Origin of the sequence: Streptomyces sp. NPDC056361, from assembly GCF_042262805.1 — a bacterium.
Lineage (GTDB): Bacteria > Actinomycetota > Actinomycetes > Streptomycetales > Streptomycetaceae > Streptomyces.
Genome location: NZ_JBHJQI010000146.1, coordinates 1 through 21,726, shown reverse-complemented (window position 1 = coordinate 21,726; position 21,726 = coordinate 1). Strand labels below are relative to the sequence as shown.

21 protein-coding genes and 4 pseudogenes are annotated in these 21,726 nt (G+C 70.6%); 13 read left to right on the top strand and 12 right to left on the bottom strand.

The annotated features are described in order from the left end of the window. Positions 1-112 precede the first annotated feature (112 nt). Together ACFCY7_RS33210 and ACFCY7_RS33205 are read left to right on the top strand one after the other, a co-directional pair. The gene (locus tag ACFCY7_RS33210; RefSeq protein WP_376489784.1) at positions 113-601 is read left to right on the top strand and encodes a SigE family RNA polymerase sigma factor; all 489 of its coding nucleotides are present in this window, start codon (positions 113-115) and stop codon (positions 599-601) included. 5 nt (positions 602-606) lie between these two features. Continuing rightward, positions 607-1,377, top strand: coding sequence for a hypothetical protein (locus ACFCY7_RS33205; protein ID WP_376489783.1), 771 nt, complete (start codon positions 607-609; stop codon positions 1,375-1,377). On the opposite strand, the gene ACFCY7_RS33200 is transcribed toward ACFCY7_RS33205, so the two are convergent. Together ACFCY7_RS33200 and ACFCY7_RS33195 are read right to left on the bottom strand one after the other, a co-directional pair. After that, entirely contained in the window at positions 1,287-1,919 is a 633-nt protein-coding gene (locus ACFCY7_RS33200) for a hypothetical protein (protein ID WP_376489782.1), read from the bottom strand. The genes ACFCY7_RS33205 and ACFCY7_RS33200 overlap by 91 nt on opposite strands. 200 nt (positions 1,920-2,119) lie before the next feature. Further along, positions 2,120-3,256, bottom strand: a complete 1,137-nt coding sequence (locus ACFCY7_RS33195) for a tyrosine-type recombinase/integrase (RefSeq protein ID WP_376489781.1) — start codon at positions 3,254-3,256, stop codon at positions 2,120-2,122. A gap of 420 nt (positions 3,257-3,676) precedes the next feature. On the opposite strand from ACFCY7_RS33195, the gene ACFCY7_RS33190 reads away from it, so the two are divergent. The 3 genes from ACFCY7_RS33190 to ACFCY7_RS33180 all read left to right on the top strand — a co-directional run bounded on the left by ACFCY7_RS33190 (position 3,677) and on the right by ACFCY7_RS33180 (position 6,406). After that, positions 3,677-4,396, top strand: a complete 720-nt coding sequence (locus ACFCY7_RS33190) for a WD40 repeat domain-containing protein (RefSeq protein WP_376489780.1) — start codon at positions 3,677-3,679, stop codon at positions 4,394-4,396. 31 nt (positions 4,397-4,427) lie between these two features. Beyond that, positions 4,428-5,270: a PP2C family protein-serine/threonine phosphatase gene (locus ACFCY7_RS33185; RefSeq protein WP_376489779.1), complete on the top strand. Its 843-nt coding sequence runs from the start codon at positions 4,428-4,430 to the stop codon at positions 5,268-5,270. Between the two features lie 116 nt (positions 5,271-5,386). Then, positions 5,387-6,406: an MASE1 domain-containing protein gene (locus ACFCY7_RS33180; protein WP_376489778.1), complete on the top strand. Its 1,020-nt coding sequence runs from the start codon at positions 5,387-5,389 to the stop codon at positions 6,404-6,406. Positions 6,407-6,501: 95 nt separating this feature from the next. On the opposite strand, the gene ACFCY7_RS33175 is transcribed toward ACFCY7_RS33180, so the two are convergent. Continuing rightward, positions 6,502-7,023, bottom strand: a complete 522-nt coding sequence (locus tag ACFCY7_RS33175) for a universal stress protein (protein ID WP_376489777.1) — start codon at positions 7,021-7,023, stop codon at positions 6,502-6,504. Between the two features lie 349 nt (positions 7,024-7,372). Continuing rightward, entirely contained in the window at positions 7,373-8,197 is an 825-nt protein-coding gene (locus ACFCY7_RS33170) for a methyltransferase (RefSeq protein ID WP_376489776.1), read from the bottom strand. 139 nt (positions 8,198-8,336) lie between these two features. Here ACFCY7_RS33170 and ACFCY7_RS33165 point away from each other — a divergent pair, with 139 nt between their 5' ends. Beyond that, complete coding sequence (locus ACFCY7_RS33165) at positions 8,337-9,470, top strand: hypothetical protein (RefSeq protein WP_376489775.1); 1,134 nt, start codon at positions 8,337-8,339, stop codon at positions 9,468-9,470. Positions 9,471-9,539: 69 nt separating this feature from the next. Here ACFCY7_RS33165 and ACFCY7_RS33160 read toward each other — a convergent pair whose 3' ends face one another. The 4 genes and pseudogenes from ACFCY7_RS33160 to ACFCY7_RS33145 all read right to left on the bottom strand — a co-directional run. Further along, the gene (locus ACFCY7_RS33160; protein WP_376489774.1) at positions 9,540-9,977 is read right to left on the bottom strand and encodes an NUDIX domain-containing protein; all 438 of its coding nucleotides are present in this window, start codon (positions 9,975-9,977) and stop codon (positions 9,540-9,542) included. 30 nt (positions 9,978-10,007) lie between these two features. Beyond that, on the bottom strand, positions 10,008-10,799 hold the full coding sequence (locus ACFCY7_RS33155; protein ID WP_376489773.1) for an SDR family NAD(P)-dependent oxidoreductase: 792 nt from the start codon (positions 10,797-10,799) through the stop codon (positions 10,008-10,010). Then, positions 10,780-11,355: a hypothetical protein gene (locus ACFCY7_RS33150; protein ID WP_376489772.1), complete on the bottom strand. Its 576-nt coding sequence runs from the start codon at positions 11,353-11,355 to the stop codon at positions 10,780-10,782. The genes ACFCY7_RS33155 and ACFCY7_RS33150 overlap by 20 nt, the downstream gene beginning before the upstream one ends. 4 nt (positions 11,356-11,359) lie before the next feature. Further along, positions 11,360-11,682: pseudogene (locus ACFCY7_RS33145) on the bottom strand (TerD family protein); the annotation flags it as partial. 204 nt (positions 11,683-11,886) lie between these two features. On the opposite strand from ACFCY7_RS33145, the gene ACFCY7_RS33140 reads away from it, so the two are divergent. The 3 genes from ACFCY7_RS33140 (at position 11,887) to ACFCY7_RS33130 (ending at position 13,678) form a co-directional block, all read left to right on the top strand. Beyond that, positions 11,887-12,291, top strand: coding sequence for a BlaI/MecI/CopY family transcriptional regulator (locus ACFCY7_RS33140; protein WP_376489771.1), 405 nt, complete (start codon positions 11,887-11,889; stop codon positions 12,289-12,291). A 4-nt stretch (positions 12,292-12,295) separates the two neighbouring features. Further along, complete coding sequence (locus ACFCY7_RS33135) at positions 12,296-13,225, top strand: M56 family metallopeptidase (protein WP_376489770.1); 930 nt, start codon at positions 12,296-12,298, stop codon at positions 13,223-13,225. 87 nt (positions 13,226-13,312) lie between these two features. Continuing rightward, positions 13,313-13,678: a hypothetical protein gene (locus tag ACFCY7_RS33130; protein ID WP_359363818.1), complete on the top strand. Its 366-nt coding sequence runs from the start codon at positions 13,313-13,315 to the stop codon at positions 13,676-13,678. Between the two features lie 52 nt (positions 13,679-13,730). On the opposite strand, the gene ACFCY7_RS33125 is transcribed toward ACFCY7_RS33130, so the two are convergent. Together ACFCY7_RS33125 and ACFCY7_RS33120 are read right to left on the bottom strand one after the other, a co-directional pair. After that, positions 13,731-14,186: a tellurite resistance TerB family protein gene (locus ACFCY7_RS33125; RefSeq protein ID WP_030211975.1), complete on the bottom strand. Its 456-nt coding sequence runs from the start codon at positions 14,184-14,186 to the stop codon at positions 13,731-13,733. Between the two features lie 301 nt (positions 14,187-14,487). After that, positions 14,488-14,922: pseudogene (locus ACFCY7_RS33120) on the bottom strand (sporulation protein); the annotation flags it as partial. Here ACFCY7_RS33120 and ACFCY7_RS33115 point away from each other — a divergent pair. After that, on the top strand, positions 14,870-16,267 hold the full coding sequence (locus tag ACFCY7_RS33115; RefSeq protein WP_376489769.1) for a hypothetical protein: 1,398 nt from the start codon (positions 14,870-14,872) through the stop codon (positions 16,265-16,267). The pseudogene ACFCY7_RS33120 and the gene ACFCY7_RS33115 overlap by 53 nt on opposite strands. A gap of 316 nt (positions 16,268-16,583) precedes the next feature. Here the strand turns inward: ACFCY7_RS33115 and ACFCY7_RS33110 are convergent, their stop codons facing one another. Then, entirely contained in the window at positions 16,584-17,594 is a 1,011-nt protein-coding gene (locus ACFCY7_RS33110) for a quinone oxidoreductase (protein ID WP_376489768.1), read from the bottom strand. Between the two features lie 226 nt (positions 17,595-17,820). Here ACFCY7_RS33110 and ACFCY7_RS33105 point away from each other — a divergent pair. Then, a pseudogene (locus ACFCY7_RS33105) lies at positions 17,821-18,104 on the top strand (IS481 family transposase); the annotation flags it as partial. 373 nt (positions 18,105-18,477) lie between these two features. Here ACFCY7_RS33105 and ACFCY7_RS33100 read toward each other — a convergent pair. After that, positions 18,478-19,128, bottom strand: coding sequence for a hypothetical protein (locus ACFCY7_RS33100; protein ID WP_376489767.1), 651 nt, complete (start codon positions 19,126-19,128; stop codon positions 18,478-18,480). A gap of 359 nt (positions 19,129-19,487) precedes the next feature. Here ACFCY7_RS33100 and ACFCY7_RS33095 point away from each other — a divergent pair. Both ACFCY7_RS33095 and ACFCY7_RS33090 read left to right on the top strand, forming a co-directional pair. Then, a pseudogene (locus ACFCY7_RS33095) lies at positions 19,488-20,310 on the top strand (cryptochrome/photolyase family protein); the annotation flags it as partial. 92 nt (positions 20,311-20,402) lie between these two features. After that, entirely contained in the window at positions 20,403-21,659 is a 1,257-nt protein-coding gene (locus tag ACFCY7_RS33090; RefSeq protein ID WP_376489766.1) for an NAD(P)/FAD-dependent oxidoreductase, read from the top strand. The last annotated feature ends 67 nt before the right edge of the window (positions 21,660-21,726 follow it).

Sequence of the window (21,726 nt, the reverse complement as noted above, 5' to 3'; positions counted from 1 at the left end):
CGCCTGAACAGGCGGCCGGGGACCACGCTCTTTCGCACTGCACAAAGTGCCCCTCGCATGACGTCTAGAGAATGGAACGCCGTCGTGGGCGGCGCGAACAAGGAGGCATCCCATCGAGACGCTTGAGGAGTTCCTCAGCGCGCACCTGCCGGAGCTCGGCCGCTTCACCGGGGCAATGACCGGAGACCCGCATCTGGCCGAGGACATACTCTCGGACGCGCTGGTCGTGGTGGTGTCGCGCTGGCGGCGCATCTCACGGACCGAGCACCCGCTGGCCTACGTCCGCAAGATCGTGGTCAACACCTATCTGTCGGACCGCCGGAAAGCAGCGCGGCGCCGCACCGAACCCGTCCGGGAAGCGGCCGTCCTCGACCGTCCTGTGCCGGACGGCGGTGACGACCTGGTCCGCCGGGACCAGGTGGCGCGGCTCCTCGCAGCGCTGCCCCCGCGCCAAAGAGCGGCAGTCTGCCTGCACTACCTGTACGACATGGACGACCGGCAGATCGCCGATCTCATCGGCTGCACGCCGGCCACGGTCCGGTCGCACCTCTCCCAGGCCCGCGCCGCCATGCGGCTCGCGCCCACAACCGACAGGAGCTGACGAGCGTGCATCCACTCGACGAGAAGGACATCCTCGCGTCCCTGGCGGCCGCCTCCGCCCCCGAACCGGAGCGGGTACTGGCGGCCGTGCGACGAAAGCGGACCCGACAGCTCCGTCGGAGGGCCGCAGTCGCCGTCGGCGCACTGGCGGTCGTCGCGGCGGGCCTCTCTCTCACCCGGGGCGTTCCCGGCTTCCGCGACGCACAGGAACCGCCGGCCGTCGCCCTCGGAGTGAACGCGTGCGCGGACAAGCCGTGGGAAGAGACCTTCTCCTACGCCCGGGAGACCGGCGGCTCGTTCGTCGTGGCCAAGGGCACCCTCACGGGACGGAACCACACCATGGCGCGCACCGGGGAGAGGATGTACGAGATGCGCCTCTCCGGTGTCCGCACCTTCTTCGGCCCCTCTGTCGCCGAAGGGGCTCTCGTCTGGATTCCCACCGACACGACCAGCGCCGGCCCCATCGCAGGGCAGCCCTCGGGATCGCTCTGGGCGACCGACGGATCCCTCATGGCCTTCCTGAACCCCACCCCGCTCGCCCGGGAGGAGCTTCCCGGCCCCTTCACGCGGATCGCCCCCGTGGTCGGTGACCGGCTCATCAGCAGTGCGGCGGGCTGCTGGGGGCCGGGGGGCCTTCCCTCCGAGCCATACACCGGCAAACTGGCCGAGATCCCGGGCAGCAACTCCTACCGGCGCGCAGCCGTCACCGGTATCCGATCGATCTCCCTGGAGGAGGTGGAACGCATCGGCCGACACACGGCTGGGGAAGACAACTGAACATGGAGCACGTGTCGCACAGTCTCGGCGGGCGTTAAGCGGCGAATCCCCTGCGGCTGCTCAACCGGCTCATCACCGTGCATCCCGTGGGCGGCGCGCCGATGGACAGCACCGCGCGGGAAGGCCAGGTGCAGTCGCCGCAGCCGTCGCGGCGGCGAGGGGTGGGTGAGCACGGTGACCACACCGCGATACTCCAGACCTGCGGCGCTCTGCTCCTCCCTGCAGAGCTCCGGCTCCTCGCCCAGCTCGGTGAGGTCCACGATCCGCACGGTGGGATGGGCGAAGACCTCATCTCGCAGCACAGCCACATCCGCCAAGAGGTCCTTCAGCCCGTAGCCGGTGCCGAACCCCCTGCTGGCGATGTGCTTGGGGAGTGCCTGTGTGCGGCCGGCCGCGCGTGCCGGGACGTACTCCCGTCCCAGCGCGGTGATCTCCTCCTCAGGGGCCAGATGCCCCATCAGGGTCATCGCCCACTGCTCCAGGTCTGTCAGCTCACGTCCGACATCGCGGCGGACAGCTGCATACAACGCGACCCCGATCATCGGGTTGCCCGGTCGAGAAGGCGCCCCCAACCTCCTGCGGCCGACTGCGCTGCGTATGGACCTCGCCCGGAAGGCGTCGGAGGCGTGACCAATCGTCTGGTCTGAGCGGCAGGAGAAAAGTTCAACGGCGATTGCTCACTCCTAATTCAGCAACCTGGGAGATTGAAGAGTTCCGGGGAGCGCCTCTCTGCCTGCGCTGGTCAGGCCGCTTCCCAGAGGCCGGCGTCCAGGATCCGGGCGGCCTTGGTGATGCTGCCCGGCATCAGATGCCGGTAGGTGCGGTACGTCTCCTCGATGGACTTGTGCCCCATCCACTCCGCGACGTCGGTGATCGGGATCCCGTTCCCGAGAGCATTCGAGGCGAAGTAGTGCCGGAAGCCGTACATCCCCACACCTTCCTCCGGCGGGAGATCCGCGAAGAGCTTCCTCACCCGCCGCCGCTCCATGCCCTCGGTGAAGTAGCCGCCCGGGCCGCGCAGCAGGTAGCCGCCCTGCGTGGTGCCATGCTTGGCCGCATACCGCTCGATCGCCTCCCGGACCGACCGCGGCAGAGGCACCTCCCGGAACTCCCCCACCCTGCGGTGCTTCAACTTCGCCGGCCTCAGCGTGTTGGAGTGGATCTGCTCGCGCACCCGGTACACGTCCCGCGCCACCACGTTGTGGACGTTCACCGCCCGCGCCTCACCATTACGCAGGCCGCCCCCCGCCATCATGACGATCTCCAACGCCAGATCCTCGTCGGCGACCAGCAGCGCCTTCTTCACGTAGGCGAGCGACGGAATGGCCACCTGCTCACGCACGTACTCCGGTTCCTGCACGCCCTTCACCGGGTCGTCCGCCATCGCCCCCTTGGCATAGGCGTCCCGCAGGATGGTCTTCAGGACCCGGAAGATGTTCACCTGGTTTCCCCGGCCGACGCCATCGTTCTCCATCTTGTCCAGGAAGCGTTCGATCACGATCGGCGTAACAGAGTTCAGCTTCCGTGCTCCGAGGCGGGGGACGATGTGCACGTTGATCGAGCTGTCGACGTGCCAGCCGGTGGAGTAGTCCGTCATCCTGCGCTGCCGGGGCCGCCACTGCTTGGCGTACTCCTCGACCGTCAGCTGACCCAGTTCACGGCGGGCCGCTGCCACGGACGGCGCCGTGGTCTTCTTCTCCGCGTACAGCTGCGTAAGACGCTCGATCGCGTCGTCCTGCGTGGCGTATCCGGACTCCTCGCGCTGCTTGCCGAGCGCGTCGCGGAAACGGATCGAGTACGGGTGGGGGCAGCGGGTGGGCTTGGAGCAGCCGCAGTCCTTGAAGAAGGATCCCATGCCGCGGGCGAGCTGTCGGGCCATGTGGCGAACCATCCGTTCCAGCCCAAGAATCATGCTCAGGCGCCTGCTGCGGGTCGAAGGTCAGCAAGCGCGGACACCATGCGGACGCATGCTGACCGTTTGCTGACCTGAGGGGGGCACATGATGCCCCTGACCTGCGGCGACGCCAAATAGTTAGATCTTGGACTTGAACAGAGTGCGCAGCACTTTGGACTCCTCTGAGACGGCTCCCTGCCTGTTTTGTGCAGGTCAAGGGCGGTGTCGAGCCTACACCGACACCCCCGTTCGATGTTTGTGAGGAACATCGCTCCGGTCAGGCTAGACGGCTTCCTACCTGGGCTTCCCCTTCGTGCTGGCGCCTGTTGGGACGATCGCCCCGGAACGCGCGGGGACTCATGCTGACCGGATCTCGGGCTGCTGTCCGGCGGCCTGTCCAAGGGGATGCCGGGCGTACCGGAGGAGACCACCGCCGTGGCCTTCTCGCGCGACGGCTCCGTCCTCACCACGGCCGGGTCGTACGGAACCGTGCGGCTGTGGGACGTGGCCTCCCGGCAGCCGCTGGGCACCGCCCTGCCCGGTGCGGGGGACGCCGTCCTGTCGTTCGCGTTCGGCGCGGACGGCCGTACCCTGCACGCGGCGGGGGCGCGCGTCCCCGTTGAGACGTACGACATCGACCCAGCGCGGGCGATCACCGAGGTGTGCCGCCGCGCCGGAGGGACGCTCTCGTCCGCCGCGTGGCGAACGTACCTGCCCGCATCCCCTACCGGAAGGTGTGCTGACCGGCGCCCGCAAGACCGCCCGACGCGCTCGGGAGACGAGGGTGTGGTTCGTGGTCATGCCCGGGGCCCTTGGGGCCGCCGGCGCCTTGCCGCCAGGTCAGGCAGGCACCGGGCGCCGGGGCGCCGGGTGCGGCGGGTGACCGCCGGGCGAGTCGCGCGGCGTCGGCCTGCTCGATCCGGACGGAGGTCAGGGGCGGGGCGATGCCTTGGATCTCGTCGAACGGCTGTTCCTTTTCGGCGGTGTGGGGCGGCCCCGCTGGGATCCGCCGCGTTCTCCGCCGATGAGATGCGGACGCCGTCCCCTCCGGGCAGAGTGAGGAAGGACCTGTTCGTACCGAGATGGTCCCCTGTGGTCCCGCGTGCCGCAGACGGGACGGACTGATGCGAGGATTGTCGTGACGTCGGAGTGATCGATGTTCCGCAGACGGCCGGCCGACAACAGCGAGGACCTTCTGGTCCGGCTCGGGTCGCTGACCGCCAGGGCGCGGGAGTTGGCTGAGACGCAGCGTTCCCGTATCGAGTTCGCCGTGGCCCTGCAGCGCGACATGCTGCCCTCGGACCTGCCCAGTTTTCCGGGCGCCCGGCTGGCCGTCCGCTATGAGCCCGCCAACCACGGGCTCAACGTCGGCGGTGACTGGTACGACGCCTTCTCCCTGCCCGGCGGGCGGATCGGCATGTCCATCGGTGACGTGCAGGGGCACAACATCGAGGCCGCCGCCTTCATGGGACAGGTCCGCGTGGCACTGCGCGCGCTGGCCTCCGTCACCGGAGACCCCGGAGAGCTGCTCGGTCGCACCAACGACCTGCTGATCTCTCTGGGTGCCGACCTCTTCGCCACCTGCACCTTCCTGCGGCTCGACCCCGCTGCCGGCACCCTGGAGTGCGCCCGGGCCGGTCACATCCCCTACATCTGGGCCACCACCGACGGCCGCTCAGGCATCGACGACAGCGAGGGCGGGCCTCCGCTCGGTGTGCTCCGCGGCGTCGACTACCCGGCCACGCGCCACCGGCTCACCGCCGACGGTGTCTTCGTCCTCCTGACCGACGGGGTGGTGGAGGGGCCCTCGCTCCACGTCGACGAGGGTCTGGACCGGGTGACGCGGCTCGCCGGGATCGCCGCCGTCGCCGGGCTGGACGTCGACGCGCTCGCCACCGCCGTCATGAAGCTGGCGGCCACGGTGGGGCACGAGGACGACGCGGCCGTCCTGGTCGTCGGCCATGACGGCGGTCCGGCCCGGCCAGCGGCCGAGGAGTGAGGGGAGGGGGCTCGCCTCGGGCCGGGTCGGTCCTCGGACCCGACCGGGCCCGTGCCGGACGGCGGCGCCCGACACGCAGGGGCCTTGCCCGGTCGTGGCGGCCCGGCCGGTGTCTGATGGCTGACGTGTTGGATATTCGGCAGTTCCGGCCCTCTACGGAGGCGGCTCTGATGTCGCTGGCCGTGGCGGTTTGCTACTACGCGGCCGGACGACTCGGTCTGATGGGCCGCCTCGTCGTCGAAGGCGTGGTGGTCACCCCCATCTGGCCGCCCACCGGCGTCGCCGTCGCCGCCCTGCTGCTGCTCGGCGCGCGGGTCTGGCCTGGGATCGCCCTCGGCTCCTTCCTCGTCATCGCCTCGCTCACCGCTCCGGGGCCCACCACCGTGGTCACCGTGGTCAGCAACACCGTCGCGCCGCTCTGCGCCTTCCTGCTGCTGAGACGGGCGGGCTTCCGGCGCGACATGGCGCGGTTGCGGGACGGACTCTCCCTGGTCTTCCTCGGCGGGTTCGGCGCCATGCTGATCAGCGCGACCGCGGGGGTCGGGCTGCAGGTGGCGAAGGGCTCCCTGGACAAGAGCGAGTTCTGGCCCGTCTGGCTGGCCTGGTGGGTGGGCGACACGATGGGGGTGCTGCTCGTCGCCCCGCTCCTGCTCGCCCTCGCGGGGCCGGCCGGACGGTTCCGGGTACGGCGCTGGAAGGAGGCGTCCTTTATGGGGCTGACGACCCTGGTCCTCATGCCCATGGCCGTGCTCAGCTCGATGAGCATGCTCTTCCTCGTCTTCCCCCTGCTGATCTGGGCAGCGCTCCGCTTCCAGCTCGCCGGAAGCATGCTGTGCGCGCTCTTCGCCTCCGTGCTCACCACCTTCGAGGCGACCTCCGGGCGGGGCGCGTTCCTCCACCTGACGGACGTCGAGATCATGGCCAAGCTCCAGGCGTTCAACGGTTCCGCCGCCCTGACCGCCCTGCTTCTCGCCTCCGTCATCACCGAGCAGCTTGCGACCCGACGGTCGGTGCGCCGCGCCTGCCAGGAACTGGCGGAAGTCCTGGAGCACCTCGCGGCGGGCGAGCCCTCGCCGGGTCCACCCGGCACCGCCGAGAGCCGGGCAGCCCCACCCGGCGGGCACCGGGATCCCTGACCCCCGCGCCGGAGCCGGCGCAGGGATCAGGAGCCGTACAACGAGCCTAGAAAAGCGGCCCGCCCGCTCAGCACGGGTGACGTGCCGAGCACCCCTCACTGAACGGGTCGGGCGGCTTCGCGTGAGTCGAGCGGCATGTGCCAGAGGTTGCGGCGGTGGGTCGTGTCGTACGTGGCGAGGAGCGGGGACGGCGGCACGGCCAGTACGGGGCACACCGCGTGGGTCTGGCAGTACCGGGCGACAGAGCGGTGGAGCAGGCGGCGCAAGGGGCCACGGGCTTCGGTGCCCACCACCAGGAGGTCGTCGGGGTCCTGAGCGCAGCCGACGAGCGCCGCGCCCGGACTGCCCCAGACCGTGATGCCCTGGACCGTGACCTCCGGACGCCCGGGCCCGAACGCCGCGTCGAGCGCCTCGCGCAGCCGGTCGCCGGCCGTCGCGCGGCACTGGGCCACCGCCGAGACGTGAGCGGAGTAACGGCCACCGAGTTCCCCGCCGGGCGTCTCCCAGGCCAGAACGGCCCACAGCTCCGCCCGGCGCAGCCGGGCCTCGGCGGCGGCGCGGTGCAGAGCCGTCAGGCAGCCGAGGCTTCCACTCACTCCGACCACTGTCTTCGGCACTGCTTCCCCCTTCGTTTCGTGGCACGGCGCTTCCCGCGGTGTCTCCGCGCCTTCCGCGATTCCAAGCTCGGCACGGCACCCCATGCAACCGTGACAGGACGGCCAGGGTGATTCCGCTGACGCGATTCCGACGTCGCCGAACGTGGTTCTGACGCACCTCTTACGCGACTGCGCGCCAGTCCTCGCCTCGGCCCCGAGGGGTGAGTTTCAACGGGCCCCGAGGCGCCACAGCGACGTCACCTCGCCCACGCGGGCCCTGTAGAGGGGGTCCGACGGGTTCGTGGCGCGGGGATGACGTGGCTTCGTGACCGTGCGGGACAGCACCCGCAGTCCTGATGCCGCGATGGCGTCAGGGTTGGCCGGGGAGCCAGGGCGGGTTGCAGACGATCAGGTCGGCCCTGCCCTCCGGGAAGAGATCGGCCTGGCGTACGGCGATCCTGGTCGTCAGTCCGTGCCGGGCGGCGTTGTCGCGGGCGCAGCGCACGGCACGTGCGTCCTGGTCGGTGGCGACGACATGGCGCAGACCGCGACGGGCGAGCACGCTCGACAGCACTCCCGTGCCCGTGCCGATGTCGAAGGCCGTGTGTCCTCTGGGGAGTTCCGCGTCCGCAACCAAGTCGACGTACTCGCCGCGCACCGGCGAGAAGACGCCGTAGTGCGGATGGATGCGGTCGCCGCCGAGCGCCGGGATCTCGACACTTTTGCTGTGCCATTCGTACGCGCCGATCACGCCGAGCAGTTCACGCAGTGATCCGACCCCGGGCCCCGCGCACGGGCCGTACGTGTGGACACAGGCCTCGCGGACACGGTGCGCCCGGCGCAGTGCGATCGCCCAGTCCGCGCCGTACGGGATGAGCAGCCTGCCCAGGAGCCGCGCCCGCCTGGCCTGGTCACGGCGGTGCCGCTCGAACGCCTCCGCCGGGGTCTCCGCCAGAGGCCTGTGGTTCGGCTCGGTGCGTCGGCCGGGGGCTGCCAGGAGCCGGAGGGCGGACGGATAGTCGCCGGACCACAGCACGGCGCTTCCCTGGGTCATCATGCGGTGTCCCGCGGCGACACTGACGGTGTCCGGGACGGAGACGACGCGCTCCGGGCGCGGGGTTCCGTTCGCCGAGTACCAGCGAACCGGCGCCCCCATCTCGCCGTCCGTCATCTCTTGCCTGACCTCTGTCGACATCGAACATCAACTCCCTTGAGGGACGATCTTCGATGCGCGGAGGCCCCTTGCGTGTTCCGGCCGGAATCATTCGCGCTCTCTTGACACGTCACGCGTGCCTCAGGGGTAGTGCGGACCGGCCACAAGGCCGCGGGGGCGCGTGTGCCGCGCGCCGTCGTCCCCTCGACACCGGTGTCAGGGTGGCGTCACCCAGGCCCTGGCGGGCGGTCGCAACTCCTTCCTCGGCCTCACCGACGAAGGCCACCACATCGCGGACCACTACAAGTCGCTGCAGTCCGGCGAGCTCGGCATCGGCTTCGCCCTCACGCTCGCCGAACACATGCTGGGCAGCCGCTTCCCCGACCATTCGGTGACGATCGTCCCCGCCGACACGGCGTTACGCGCGGGCTGGGCCCTCACCAGCAGGGACAAGGGTGAGAAGGTGAAATACCGCTACCGGCCCCACTACTTCGCCGAGGTCTGGCGGCCGGGCGAGCCGTCCCTCGTCATCCCCCTCGCCTGCAAGGGCAACCACAGCGACTCCGCCACCTCCGCCGAGCAGCTGGCCTCCGCCTCCGCCCACGCCGAAGCAGTCCACATCGGCCCGTGGAACGAGACCCCCGGCCTGCTGTTCAGCACGCAGCTCCCGACGGACGGCGGCACGATGACCGTCCACGCCCTCCAGGCACCCGGCAGCAGAGGTCGGCTGTCCCCGGCGGAAGGCCGCGAGGCAAACCTGAACGCCCCACCGTTCCAGTCGAACGTGATGCCTGACATCCACCCGCCGACCGAGGGCCTGGTGGCACCGGAACCCGTACGGGGCTGCCACGTACAGGCGAAGGACTACGACTGGTTCCAGGAGTCCCTGGCCCACACCACGGCAGCGGGCCTCATGGCCTTCACCGGCTCCGGCCACGCCACCGCCCGCCACCTGACCGACCGGCAGGGCCACAAACGCTTCACCGGTCTCGAACACGCGGCCAGCATGAGCATCCGGGACGCCGCCCACGTCCTCTTCGGCAACGAGTACGTCGGCACCGACCACGTCTTCCGCCTGAACGGCCCCCGCGTCGAGGCGTTCTCCGGCGTGGACGCGGAGGTCTTCCGTCTGCTCGCCCGGGGCGACGTCGAGGAGTACCGCGCCCTCGTCCACGCGAGCCGCCGCGTCCGCCCCCGCCTCACCTTCGACAAGGATTGGGGCGGCCCCGTCTCCGTCCATGCCGACGGATCGGTCCTCGCCCTGCGGCTGCTGCCGTGGCAGGACGAGGAGCCGCGTCCGGGCGCCCCGCGCTGACCTCGGAAGGCTGCAGGGACCGGCTCGTCTCAGAGCCGGTCCCTGCGGCAGGACGACGTACACGCTGGCTCAGAGCGACGCCTCGACTCCAAGGCTTCCGGCGCCGATGGCTCCCCTCAGCACGTGGGCGATCTCCTCGGGCTTGAGGTCGATGCCGTCGAGCCCCTCCAAGGTCAGCGGGACCTCTTCGAGTGCGTACTCGCCGCGGCCCTCGGCGCTGAATTCGGGGCCGGTGCGGTCGTCGAAGGACCAGGTCGCGATGCGGGCGAGGTAGAAAAGCTGGCGCTCGTCGTCGGCCTCCATCGTGTGGAGGAGGCGGATGATGTCGGCCTTTCCCGCGATCTCCTCATGGATCTCCCGGTGGAGGGCAGCCTCCCGGGACTCGTCACTGGGCTCGACGCCGCCGCCGGGCAGGACCCAGTACTCCGGGATGCCAGGCTTGGTTCGGCGGATGACCAGCATCGTGTCGTCCGCGGTGACGAGGACGGCTCGGACTCGTTCGATCATTTCGGTTCGTCTCCTTGCTTGTTGACGGTCTCAGTGCAGCAGCCAGCCGCCGTCGACGTGGACGGACTGCCCCGTGATGAACGAGGCGGAGGGGCCCACGAGAAACGCCACCAGGGCAGCGACGCCCTCGGGCCGGCCACGGCGCGGGACGCACTGACGCTTGATCTGGTCCTCCGGCCGCGCACGGTGCCTGGCGGTGAGGGCATTCCCTGCCCCGACCTGGATGGCTCCGGGCAGGACCGTGTTGACGCAGATCCCGTACGGGCCCAGTTCCCGGGCGAGAGAGCGGGTCAGGCCCAGTATCCCGGCTTTCGCGGTGTTGTACGCGACGAGGTTCGTCCGGCCGGCGCGGGCGTTGACGCTGCCGATGTTCACGATCCGGCCCCAGCGGCGTTCGATCATGCCGAGGGTGAGCGCGTGGCAGGTGCGGTAGTGGGCGGTGAGGTTCACGTCGAGGGAGTAGTTCCAGGCGGCTTCGTCGGTGTCCTGCCAGGCGACGCGGGGGTAAGCGCCGGCGTTGTTCACCAGGATGTCGACGGGTCCGATCTCGGTGCGGACGAGGTCGGCCATCGTCTGGACGGAGCCCGGATCGGTCAGGTCGGCGTTGACCGCGATCCCTGGGCTGCCCGCGCGTTCGAAGGCGGCGAGGAGGGCGTGGGCGTCGGGGTCCTGGCCGAGGTGGTTGACCGCGACGGTCGCTCCGGCGGCGGCGAGCGCCCGCGCGATCTCGGCGCCGATGCCGGTGGCCCCACCGGTGACGAGGGCGTTGCGGCCCTGAAGCGGCCGGGTCTGGAGAGGGGTCTCAAGCAGAGGCAGGGACATTACTGCTCCGTTCTCCAGGCTGGGGCTGAGGGGCCGGTGCGGTGGCGAAGAAGGTGTCGTGCGTCGTGCGCGGGGCCTGGCTCTCGGCGAGTTTGATCAGGACGAGCAGGAGGTCGTGTCCGGTCAGCCGGGAGGGCGGGATGACGCCGAGGATGCGCAGGGCGAGGAAGGCGTGGATCTCCTCCAGGCTGCTGCCGTTCTCTCCGCAGAGACCGTGCAGGGCGCGGGAGATGGCCGCGGTGCGGCCGGGGCCGGTGTTCCATGAGTACCGGACTTCGATGTGCCGGCTGCTCCGGTGCAGCTCCAGGTGCTCGATGCGCGGACGAGACAGGGGCGGCAGGGCGAGGCGAAGGGTGCGGGCGTACACGTCGGGCTGGTAGCGGGGGACGAGCCAGCCGCCCAGCGCCATCAGGTACCAGAGCAGGTTGGCGGCCTCGCCCGCGACGGTGTTGCGGCCGGCGAACTCGAAGTCGAGCCAGCACAGCGGGTCGGCGATGTTCGGTTCCGTGGGATCGCCCTGCGTCAGACCGGCGAGCCGACGGCGGTCGGGGGCCAAGGTGCGCCGGTACGGCTGCCAGGTCGACCTTGATGGCCTCGTCGTCGCCGTCGCCCTCGCCCTCGCCCTCGCCCTCGCCCTCGCCCGTGAGGTTGTCGCCGGTGTGCTCGACCGAACCGTCCTGGCTGGTGGGGTTGTTGTAGAAGACGAAGTGCCGATCGGAGGCGACCTTCCCCGTGTCGTTCAGGAGCAGGGCGCTCGCGTCGAGGTCGTAGTCGTTCCCGGTGTCGTACGGACGTCCCGGCCCAGGCCGACCAGGACGGCGGTCAGCCCCGGCGCCTCCTTGCTCAGCGAGACGTTGCCGCCCTTGGAGAGGCTCACGCCCATGTCGTCTTCCTTCCTGGCCGTAGCGTGCTGGAGCCTGTAAATCTACAATGATGTAGAAGATGCGGGAGGGTGGAGAACGGGACCCCTCGCTTCCCGACGGCGCCGCCCGCCAACTCCACGCGAACAGAAGCGGGCGGATGCGTGTCGTCTCAGTACGATGAACCGCCCCACACGGGCGGGACGAGTCGACGGGAGGGCGGCGGAATGACGAAGGCCGAGCAGGAGGGCCACAACACGCCTCCTCGACGGCGGGGCCAGGGCGAGCTCGAAGCGCAGGTGCTGACCGCCCTGCGTCAGGCGCCCGGCGCCCGCACCGCCGGCTGGGTGCAGGAGCGTCTCGGCGGCGATCTCGCCTACACGACCGTCATCACGATCCTGACGCGTCTGCACGTGAAGGGCGCTGTGAGCAGGGAGCGGGTGGGCCGGTCGTTCGAGTGGACGGCTGTCGCGGACGAGGCAGGGCTGGCGGCACTGCGGATGCGGAAGGTCCTGGACGGCGAGGCGGACCGGGAGACGGTGCTGGCCAGGTTCGTGACGGCCCTCTCACCCCACGACGAGCGCCTGCTGCGCGATCTGCTGGCTCAGGAGCCCGCGGAGGGGGAAGACTGACCGCATGGGGGTCTTCGTCTTCCTGCCACTGGTCCTGCCCTTGACGGCATGGCCGGTCGCACGCCTTGCCGAGCACCACTTGCATCCGCGGATGGCCACCTGGCTGCTGACCGGCGTCTCCGGTGTGCTGGCCATGTGCAGCACGCTGTCCCTGGCGCTGCTGATGGTGGTCGGCACCGCCCAACTACCCGGCAACCCGCTGCCGGACGGCTGGTCCGACCCCGAGGTCCGCGAGGCCGTCCCCTACGACGAGATCGCGGGCAAGCTCGCCATCCCCACCCTGATCCTCGTTCTCGCCTCCTGCGCCAGGGCCGCCTGGCGGCACCGTCGCGTACGCCGCCGTGCCGGCCGCGCGCTGGAGGGCCTGCCCGCGACGTCGGTCGTGGTGCTGCCCGACGCGAACCCGTACGCGTACGCCCTGCCGGGCCGGAAGGATCGTGTCGTGGTCACGACCGCGATGCTCGCCATGCTGACCGGCCCGGAGCGGCGCGCACTGTTCGCCCACGAGCGTGCCCACCTGACCGCCCGCCACCACAGGTTCCTGCTGACCGTGCAACTCGCCGCGCGCGCCAACCCGTTCCTGCGGCCCCTGCGCACAGCGGTCACGTACACCACCGAGCGGTGGGCGGACGAAGAGGCGGCCACCCGGATCGGCAGCCGCCGGATCGTGGCGCGGGCTGTCGGCAAGGCCGCGCTGATCTCTCGTGGCGCACCTGCGGTGACGCTCGCGGGCTTCGCCTCGGCCGGCCCCGTGCCCCGCCGCGTGGCCGCTCTGCTGGGCCCCGCTCCGGCTGCGCGTCTGTGGCCGTCCTTGTTCACCAGCGCGGGCCTGGCCGCGTGGGGGGCGGCGGCCGGCACCACGATCTCCGCACTGTCCTCGGCGAACTCGGCCGTCACGCTGTTCCTGATCCTGAAGGCGGCGACCCCGCTCTAGCTCCGCACAAGGGCTGGCGCCATCGGGGTGCACTGCCGGGTCCGGTCCTATGCTGATTTCCAAGTGACGGGGGAAACAGGGGGAATGGTGAACTGGTTCTGGTTGGTCCTCATCCTGTTCTGGACGGGCGGCTTCGCGTGGGCGGTCGACAACGCCCGGACCGCGCTGCGCAACCGGCACGAGCGCAAGATGGAGCTGCTGGAGGCGACGAAGCAGGAACGTCTGGCCCTCGAGGCCGTACACAAGACGCCGGAGCCGGTGTGCGGGTGCACGCACCACCTGGCGAAGCACGACAAGCAGGGCCGGTGCCATGAGCGCGTCGAAGTGCCTACGGCCTGGGACGAGAACAAGAAGCCGGTCCGTTACGAGGCCGGCCAGTGCAACTGCCAGCAGTACGTGGGGCCGCAGCCGTTGTCGCAGGTGTTCGCGGAGGAGCTGACGGACCGGGCCTGAGGGGGAGGCGGGGCCCGCAACGACGGTACGGGCCCCTCTCCCGCTGGAAGGACTACAGGTCGAACTCGTGCGGGGGGAGGTCGAGGGCGTAGCACGCCTCCCGTACGACCGCCTGCTCGTCCTTGTCGAAATCGCCGTCGGCGCCGCCGATGATGATGCCGATCTGGATGACGGCACGGGCCTCAGCGGGCTTCTTCTTCGCCTTCGCGACCTCCTGGAGGACGCTGACCTTGCCGAAGTCGAAGTCGGCGGTGAGCTTGTCGCAGTTGGCGTCGAAGCGGCGCTGGAGGTCGTCTCCCGGGAAGTTCCGCAGTACGTCGTTGCTCATGATGAGCTGGGCGACCTTCTGGCGCTCGGACGGGTCGATGCTGCCGTCGGCGGCGGCGACGAGCGCGCACATCGCCATGCTGGCGTCACGGAAGGCGCCGCTCTTCAGGTCGTTCTTCTTCGCCATGAGCTGGGTCTGCATCGTCGATGCCGACTCCTTGAAGCGGTCCCACAGGGCCATCTTCGGACCTCCGTTACGTGTCGGGGGCGGTCCCGGGCCGGATGGGGACGGTCCGGACCACCCACACCTTCTACAACGATGTAGAAGCTATCAGGTGTTGGTGGCGCGGTCGGTGCCGTTCCAGTCAACGCTTCCGGAACCTTGCCGCGAGGGAGGTGGCTTGCTTGGCGAGTCGCCCATCGAGGTTCGCGGGAGGGAGAGGCGGTGTCCCTAAGCCCTGGGTGCGAGAAGGCCCGCGGCCGGGGTGCGGTCGCGGGCCCAGGGGGCGACGGCCGGGCGAGCGCCCGGCAGGCTGCTGGTCTCAGTCCTCGTCGCCTTCCTCCTCTTCCTCTTCGTCGCCTTCGAAGAAGTCGCCGATCTCGTCGACGGCTTCGGCCGCGACCATGCCGCCGACGACACCGACGGCGAGCCCGGCCGCACCCACCGCGACCGCGGTGCCCATGCCCGGACCGGAGCGGCGACCGTGCCCGTCGCCGTGGTGGCCGTGGTGGCCGTGGTGGTCCTTGTCGGCGCGCGGAGCCCCGTGGCCGTAGGCATCGTGGGAACCGTACGAGGCACGGTGCTCGACGAGCTGCCGCATCCAGGACTCGACCTCGGCGTTCCAGTCGACCTGGTCGACGCCGTGATGGCTGACCGTGTAACGGCTGACGGTGTCGTGGCCCTCGAAGAGGAATCCGCCGCGCTTGTCGGCCTCCAGGACGACCTCCATTCCGGCCGGGCCGGCGGACAACATCACCCGCCGGACCAAGACCGCCCTTCCTGGAGCCGTCCGCGTCGACCAGGGCGAGGTGGCGGCCGTACGCCACATGGTCAAGGCCCTCGGTGACTCCGCCTCCGAACTCGGCGGCGGCCACGCCCGCCACCTGACCGTCCGCTACCTCACCCAGGACGTCGCCCCCTGGCTGGACGGCCGCTTCACCGAAACCACCGGCCGTGACCTGTTCGCCGCCACCTCCCAGCTCGTCCACCTCGCCGGCTGGATGGCCCAGGACGAAGGCGACACCCCCGAACTCCGCGGACTCGCCCAGCGCTGCTACGCCCGCTCCTTCCGCCTGGCCGCCGAAGCCGGCGAAGCCGGCGACCCGGAACTGTCGGCGACGGCCCTCCGCGGCCTCGCCGTCCAATGCGTCGACCTCGGCTACCGCGCCGAAGCCGTCCAGCTCAGCGAAGCCTGCGTGGACTACGGCCACAACCTCGACAACCCGCGCGCCGTCGCCTACTACGAGGCCACCCTCGCCAACGCCGCCGCCCAGGACGACGACCGCCGCATGGCCACCAAGCACCTAGCCATGTCCGAGGCCGCCATCGGCAAGCCGGCCGCCGCGGCCGGCGATTCCTGGGCCGCCCACTACTCCCCCGGCCGCTGGGCCCACGAATCCGGCATGATCCTCTCCCGCCTCGGCGACCTCGACGCCGCCGAGGAACACCTCCACCTCGCCCTCGACATCCACGGCCTCGACCGCACCCGCACCCGCACCCGCACCATCGTCCTCGCTGACCTCGGAGCCGTACGCCTGCGCCAAGGCGACGTCGACGGAGCCCTGGCCACCTGGTGCGACTTCCCCGACTGCGCCGACGGTATCCGCTCGGTGAAGGCCCAGGCCGCGCTCCATGACATGCGGGTCCGCCTCCGCCGCTACGACGGAGTTCCAGAGGCCCAGGAGCTGCGCGAAAGGGCGATTGATCGATCCCCCTGGACGACAGACGACACCTCGGATTATCCGAAGCACAATCTGAACTGCGACAGACGTTCTTCCTGGAAGAGACCCCCAAACGAAGGAGGAGTAGCTCACTCAGCCGCCCATCTAGCGCGATGGTCTTTCAACGGAGGGGCGCCCGCCCCGATCCTCACAAGGGAAATGGGGCCATCGCATGTCCACTGGCACAGATCTCGACGCCATCCCCCCGAAGACCCTCGTCGTCGAGGGCGGTCTGATCACCCCCATTGGCGAAGTGATCATCGCGGACATGGCGAAGAACCTGGCCGCCGTCTGCCAGCAGGCCCCCGATCCACTGGCCGCGTTCGAAGCGCTCCGAGAAATCCTTCCCGAGCAGATGAGGGCCATTGTCAACCAGCGTGACAGCGTCCAGCCCAGCCCTCTACGGAAGACCCTCTCCGGCATTGTCGGCACCGAATGCCTGGAGCGCCCCCGGGCCGTGACCCCCTGACGGGCTATCGGCTCGACGGCCTAGCTGTTCCGTCCCGGGAGGTTGTGGACGGGTGAGCCAGGTCTCGGCTGAGGGATCTTGAAGAGGTGTGACCCGGATACGCCAGAAACCCGCCAGAACTTGGTCTTGGCCTGCTGGGTGCCTGACGCTGTCGGGGACCTTGGCGATGACGGTCGGCCATGCCCTCGACGTCTCAGTCTCCAAGATCCCCGACCTCGTCACCCGCGATCAGCTCTGCGTCTCCTCGCGGCGTCCCATAGCGGCCGCATCGGGTACGACGAGCAGCTTGCCGGTGGTACGCCGAGCCTCCAGATCGCTGTGGGCCTGGGCGGCCTCGGACAATGCGTAGCGGCCCGTCACGGTGACCTCAAGCGCCTTGGAGCGCACCCACTCGAACACATCGGCGGCCCGTCGGAGCAGTTCGGACCGATCGGCGATGAAGTCCCCGAGGCTGGGCCGGATCAGGGTCAGCGAACCGCCATGGGCGAGCCGAATCGGATCAAACGGAGGCACGGCACCACTCGCCGCGCCGAAGAGCACGAGATGGCCGCGGGTTCGCAGGCTGGCGAGGCTCGCATCGAAGGTGTGCGCGCCGACGCCGTCGAAGACAACCGGCAGTCCCTGACCGCCGTTGAGCCGCCTCACCTCGCCAGCGAGATCGTCGACCGCGGAGGAAAGGATCACCTCAGCGGCCCCGGCACGCTTCGCCAGCTCGGCCTTCGCCATGGTCGACGTCGTGCCGATCACCCTGCCGCCGAGATGGGTGATGAGCTGGGTCAAAAGCAGCCCCATGCCACCAGCAGCCGCATGCACGAGCACCGTGTCGCCCCCCTGAACCGGGTAGGCGTCCTTGACGAGATAGTGCGCGGTCATGCCTTGGAGGAGCACGGCAGCGGCTGTCTCGAAGCCGATGTCGTCGGGCAGCGGCACCAGCCGGGAGGAGTCCACGACGGCCCGCTCGGCATACGTGCCGGGAATCTCCACCCAACCGACCCGGTCCCCCACTGCGACGTCAGCGACGCCGGGTCCAACTTCGACGACCGTGCCGGCGCCCTCAGCGCCCGGGGTGAAGGGCAGCGGGAGGCTGTACCGGCCTTCGCGGTGGTAGACGTCGAGGAAGTTGACCCCGGATGCGGCGACCTCCACGACCGCCTCGCCCGGACCCGGCCGCGGCTGGTCCACCTCGGCCTCCTGCAGCACCTCGGGACCGCCCACTTCGTACACCTGAATCGCTCGCATGGCCCTCCAATAACGGCTCATCCCCCACCAACCCCGTTGATGGCGATTAACGGCTCGTCCCCCACCAACCCCGTTGATGGCGATCCGATTCCCGGCAAGCAGACCAGCCCGCCGCCCCCGCCGAGAGCTGAGACGCCTGCTTTGCACCCGGGTCCGGGACAGGAGACCGAGACCGTCAAGGGTCGACGAATGCACCACCCGCCGCTTCCGCACCGCCGTACGGCCACCCACCCGGACCGAACGCCGGATCATCAAGGTCCGCCTCCTGCGCCGCTGGGGACCGGCCCGTATCGCCCACCTGCTCGGCCTGGTCCCCTCGACGTCCACCGCGTCCTGACCCGCTACCGGCTGGCCCGCCTGACCCACCTCGACCGCGCGACCGGGCACGTCATACGCCGCTACGAACGCGAGAAACCCGGCGAGTTCGTGCACGTCGACATCAAGAAGCTCGGCAACATCCCCGACGGCGGCGGACACAAGGTCCTGGGCCGGCAAGCGGGCCGCAAGAGTAGACAGCGCTACGCATGCCTTGCAGCCAGGAGCCGAAAGGATGCGCACCCGGGCGAGTTCGAGGAGCATCGCCACATCAAGAGTCACGCTGCGCAGCATGCGCAGGCGCAGCAGGGCAGCGCTCGGCGAGCGGGTGCACGCTGTGGGAGCAGTTGTCGCTGGGGAGAATCTGGGGGGAATGAAGCCGCCCTGGGGAGCGCCTGGGGAGAATCGACCGCCCAAAACGACATCACAGTGAAAGCTCCAGAAACGAGCGAAGTCGCAGGTCAACCCGCCTCCTACAGCGATCCGCGCAGGTCAGTTCGCTGAGGGCGACGACTTCAAGAAGATCTCCTCGCCACCTGGACAGGTCATGTGTCTCTCTAACCGCCCTTCAGGCTGCTTCCCACAGGCCGGCGTCCAGGATCCGGGCGGCCTTGGTGATGCTGCCCGGCATCAGGTGCCGGTAGGCGCGGCCGCCCTTCGTGGTGCCGTGCTTCTCCACGTACCGCTCGGTTGCCTCCCGGACCGACCGGGGCAGCGGCACCTCGCGGAACTCCCTCACCTTGCGGTGTTTCAGTTTCGCCGACCTCAGCGTGTTGGAGTGGATCTGCTCGCGCACCCGGTAGACGTCCTGTGCCACGACGTCGTTGACGTTCACCGCCCGCGCCTCGCCGTTGCGCAGGCCGCATCCGGCCATCATGACGATCTCCAGCGCCAGGTCTTCGTCGGCGACGAGCAGCGCCCTTTTCACGTAGGCGAGCGACGGGATCGCCACCTGCTCGGGAACGTATTCCGGTTCCTGGATCCCCTTCACCGGGTCGTCCGCCATGGCGCCCTTGGCGTAGGCGTCTCGCAGGATGGTCTTGAGGACGCGGAAGATGTTGACCTGGTTACCCCGGCCGACCCCGTCGTTCTCCATCTCGTCCAGGAACCGCTCGACCACCATCGGCGTGACCGAGTTCAGCTTCCGCGCTCCCAGACGCGGGACGACGTGGACGTTGATCGAACTGTCGACGTGCCAGCCCGCTCGTTCGGCCGCCACCGCGATGACTCGGTAAGCCTACGCAGCGCTCACCCCTGGGCCTCCGTGATCACCGTCACTTCGACGGGCCGGCAGCGGTTCCACGCCTCCCCGGCGGGGCGCTTCCGAACCGGGCATCGGTGCATCCGGCGGGCGCACCCGGGACGAAGACGGAAGGACGGGGCATGCAGTAGCGGCCAGTCGTCGTCGGGGAGTGCCCGACGTCCTCTGGTACCGCCCGGACGTCGCCGAGCACGACCCGGACGCCGTCGAGGACGGCCCGGAGAGGGACGGATGAGGCATGACGGACACGCACTGGCTCTTCGGGGAGCAGCTGGAGCCTGCCTTCCTGGCGCCGGGCGGCGCTGCGCCTGGTCCGCTCGCTGGGCGCGCCGGCGCCGTACCGGCCCCGGGAGGACGACATCGACGAGGAGGTCCGGCACGAGCTGGACCGCTGGGAACGGGACGGGGGCGTCTCCTTCGTCGGCCGGGACGGGCCCTGGGCGTTCCCGGCGGAGTGTGTGGAGGGGGCGGAGGCCGTCTGGCGTGCGGGTGGGGCGCCGCTCCGGTCCGTGGAGGGCTTCGTCCGGCAGATCGCCGGCCGGCGCGAGTACGTCTGGCATCTCTACTGGCGCTTCGGCGAGGAGTACCGGACGAGCAGTCTTCTCGGGCACACCGGGGCCGTCCCCGGCTGGTGGGAGGAGCTGGACGCGGACGTCGTGTCGGCCTGGTGCGTGGCGACGGCCCTGCGCGAGGTCAGGGGCACGGGCTGGGCTCATCGCATCCCGCGCCTGATGGTCCTCGGCGGCTACGCGCTCCAGCGGGGCTGGGACCCGGTCGCCGTGACCGGCTGGTTCCACCGCGGCTTCGCCGACGGCTACGACTGGGTGATGCTGCCCGACGTCGTCGGCATGTCCCGGTACGCCGACGGCGGCCGGATGACGAGCAAGCCGTACGCCTCCGGCGGCGCCTGCATCGACCGCATGAGCGACCTGTGCGGGCCGTGCCCCGAACCGCCCCGACCGGCGGGTCGGCGAGGACGACTGCCCGTTCACGGCCGGATACTGGGCCTTCCTCCACCGGCACCGCGACCGGCTCGGCCGCAGCCTCCGCACGTCCCGGCCGGTGGCGGGGCTGGACCGGCTGCGGGACCTGCCCGCCCTCCTGGGACAGGAGCGGAAGCGGGGCGCCGGCCCGCCCTGACGGCCTCGCGCCGCTCGCCCGTCCCGCCGGGGGGCGCGGCCGGGCCACGGACGAGGGTGGGGGCGACCTCGCGGACACGAAGAGAGGACGGCATGAAGAGGACGACGGACGACACACGGTACGACGCGGTGGTCGTCGGAGCGGGGGCCGCAGGCCTCGCCTGCGCCGCCGACCTGTGCGCGGCGGGCCTGCGGGTGCTGCTCCTGGAGGCGGGTGACGCGGTGGGCGGCCGGATGCGCACCGACCGGGTGGCGGGCTTCACCGTGGACCGCGGCTTCCAGGTCTTCAACACCTCGTATCCGCAGGTGAAGCGGCGGGTGCGGCTGAGGCCCCTGAGGCTGCGGCCGTTCACGCCGGGGGTGATCGTGCACACCGAGCGCGGGCCGCGCCGGTTCACGGATCCGAGCCGCCGTCCGGGCGAGGCCCGGGACCTGCTGCCGGGGCGGCTCGCGTCGGGCCGCGACCTGCTCGCGCTCTCCGTCCTGTCGGCGCGGGACGCGCTGGCGCCGGCGTCCGTGCTGCGGCGCGGCACCGACGGGACCACGCGCGAGGCGCTGGCCGCGGCGGGCGTGTCGCCGCAGCTCGTGGAGACGTTCTTCCGGCCGTTTCTCTCCGGCGTGTTCCTGGAGGACCGGCTGGAGACCTCGGCGCGCTTCTTCCACCTGGTGTGGCGGAGCATGCTGCGCGGCACCCTGTGCCTCCCGGCCGAGGGGATCGGCGCCGTGCCCGCCCAGCTCGCCGCGCGGCTGCCGCCGGACGTGCCGCGCACCGGAACCGTGGTGTCCGCGCTGGGACCGGACGGCGTGGTCCTCGCGGACGGGCGCGAGGTGCGGTCCCGCGCGGTCGTCGTCGCCACCGGGCAGCGGGTCGCGGCGGAGCTGCTGCCGGGACTTCCCGTCCCGGACGGCCGGACCGTGACCACGCTGTACCACGCGGCCGACCGGCCTCCCCTGGACGAGCCCGTGCTGGTCGTCGACTCCGCGCGCAGGTTCCTCAACACCTGCGTCCTCACCGCCGTCCAGCCTGGGTTCGCCACCGACGGCCGGGCACTGGTGTCCACGTCGGTGCTCGGCTCTCCCGGACCGTCGGACACGGCAGCGGTGCTCGCGGCCCTGGGCGAGGTGTACGGCGCCGACACGGGCGACTGGGAGCCCGTCCACCGCGTCACGGTCCCTGACGCCCTGCCCGCGATGCCGGGCCCGATGCCGCTCTCCCGGTCCGTGCGGTGGACACCCGGCCGGTACGTGTGCGGGGACCACCGGGCGACCGCTTCGGTCCAGGGCGCGCTGGCCTCGGGCGCGCGGGCAGCCCGCGCGGTCCTGGACGACCTGCGGGCGGGCGCGGTCTGAGGGGCCGCCCCCTCGGGGGCACAAGCGGCGGCCCCGTGTCCTCTTGTTCTCCGGAGAACAAGAGGAC

Bases quoted from the DNA above. Each gene is read 5' to 3' on its own strand.
- ACFCY7_RS33200 (WP_376489782.1), bottom strand. From the start codon at position 1,919: ATGATCGGGGTCGCGTTGTATGCAGCTGTCCGCCGCGATGTCGGACGT.
- ACFCY7_RS33195 (WP_376489781.1), bottom strand. From the start codon at position 3,256: ATGGCCCGACAGCTCGCCCGCGGCATGGGATCCTTCTTCAAGGACTGC.
- ACFCY7_RS33190 (WP_376489780.1), top strand. From the start codon at position 3,677: ATGCCGGGCGTACCGGAGGAGACCACCGCCGTGGCCTTCTCGCGCGAC.
- ACFCY7_RS33185 (WP_376489779.1), top strand. From the start codon at position 4,428: ATGTTCCGCAGACGGCCGGCCGACAACAGCGAGGACCTTCTGGTCCGG.
- ACFCY7_RS33180 (WP_376489778.1), top strand. From the start codon at position 5,387: ATGGCTGACGTGTTGGATATTCGGCAGTTCCGGCCCTCTACGGAGGCG.
- ACFCY7_RS33170 (WP_376489776.1), bottom strand. From the start codon at position 8,197: ATGTCGACAGAGGTCAGGCAAGAGATGACGGACGGCGAGATGGGGGCG.
- ACFCY7_RS33160 (WP_376489774.1), bottom strand. From the start codon at position 9,977: ATGATCGAACGAGTCCGAGCCGTCCTCGTCACCGCGGACGACACGATG.
- ACFCY7_RS33155 (WP_376489773.1), bottom strand. From the start codon at position 10,799: ATGTCCCTGCCTCTGCTTGAGACCCCTCTCCAGACCCGGCCGCTTCAG.
- ACFCY7_RS33140 (WP_376489771.1), top strand. From the start codon at position 11,887: ATGACGAAGGCCGAGCAGGAGGGCCACAACACGCCTCCTCGACGGCGG.
- ACFCY7_RS33135 (WP_376489770.1), top strand. From the start codon at position 12,296: ATGGGGGTCTTCGTCTTCCTGCCACTGGTCCTGCCCTTGACGGCATGG.
- ACFCY7_RS33125 (WP_030211975.1), bottom strand. From the start codon at position 14,186: ATGGCCCTGTGGGACCGCTTCAAGGAGTCGGCATCGACGATGCAGACC.
- ACFCY7_RS33110 (WP_376489768.1), bottom strand. From the start codon at position 17,594: ATGCGAGCGATTCAGGTGTACGAAGTGGGCGGTCCCGAGGTGCTGCAG.
- ACFCY7_RS33090 (WP_376489766.1), top strand. From the start codon at position 20,403: ATGAAGAGGACGACGGACGACACACGGTACGACGCGGTGGTCGTCGGA.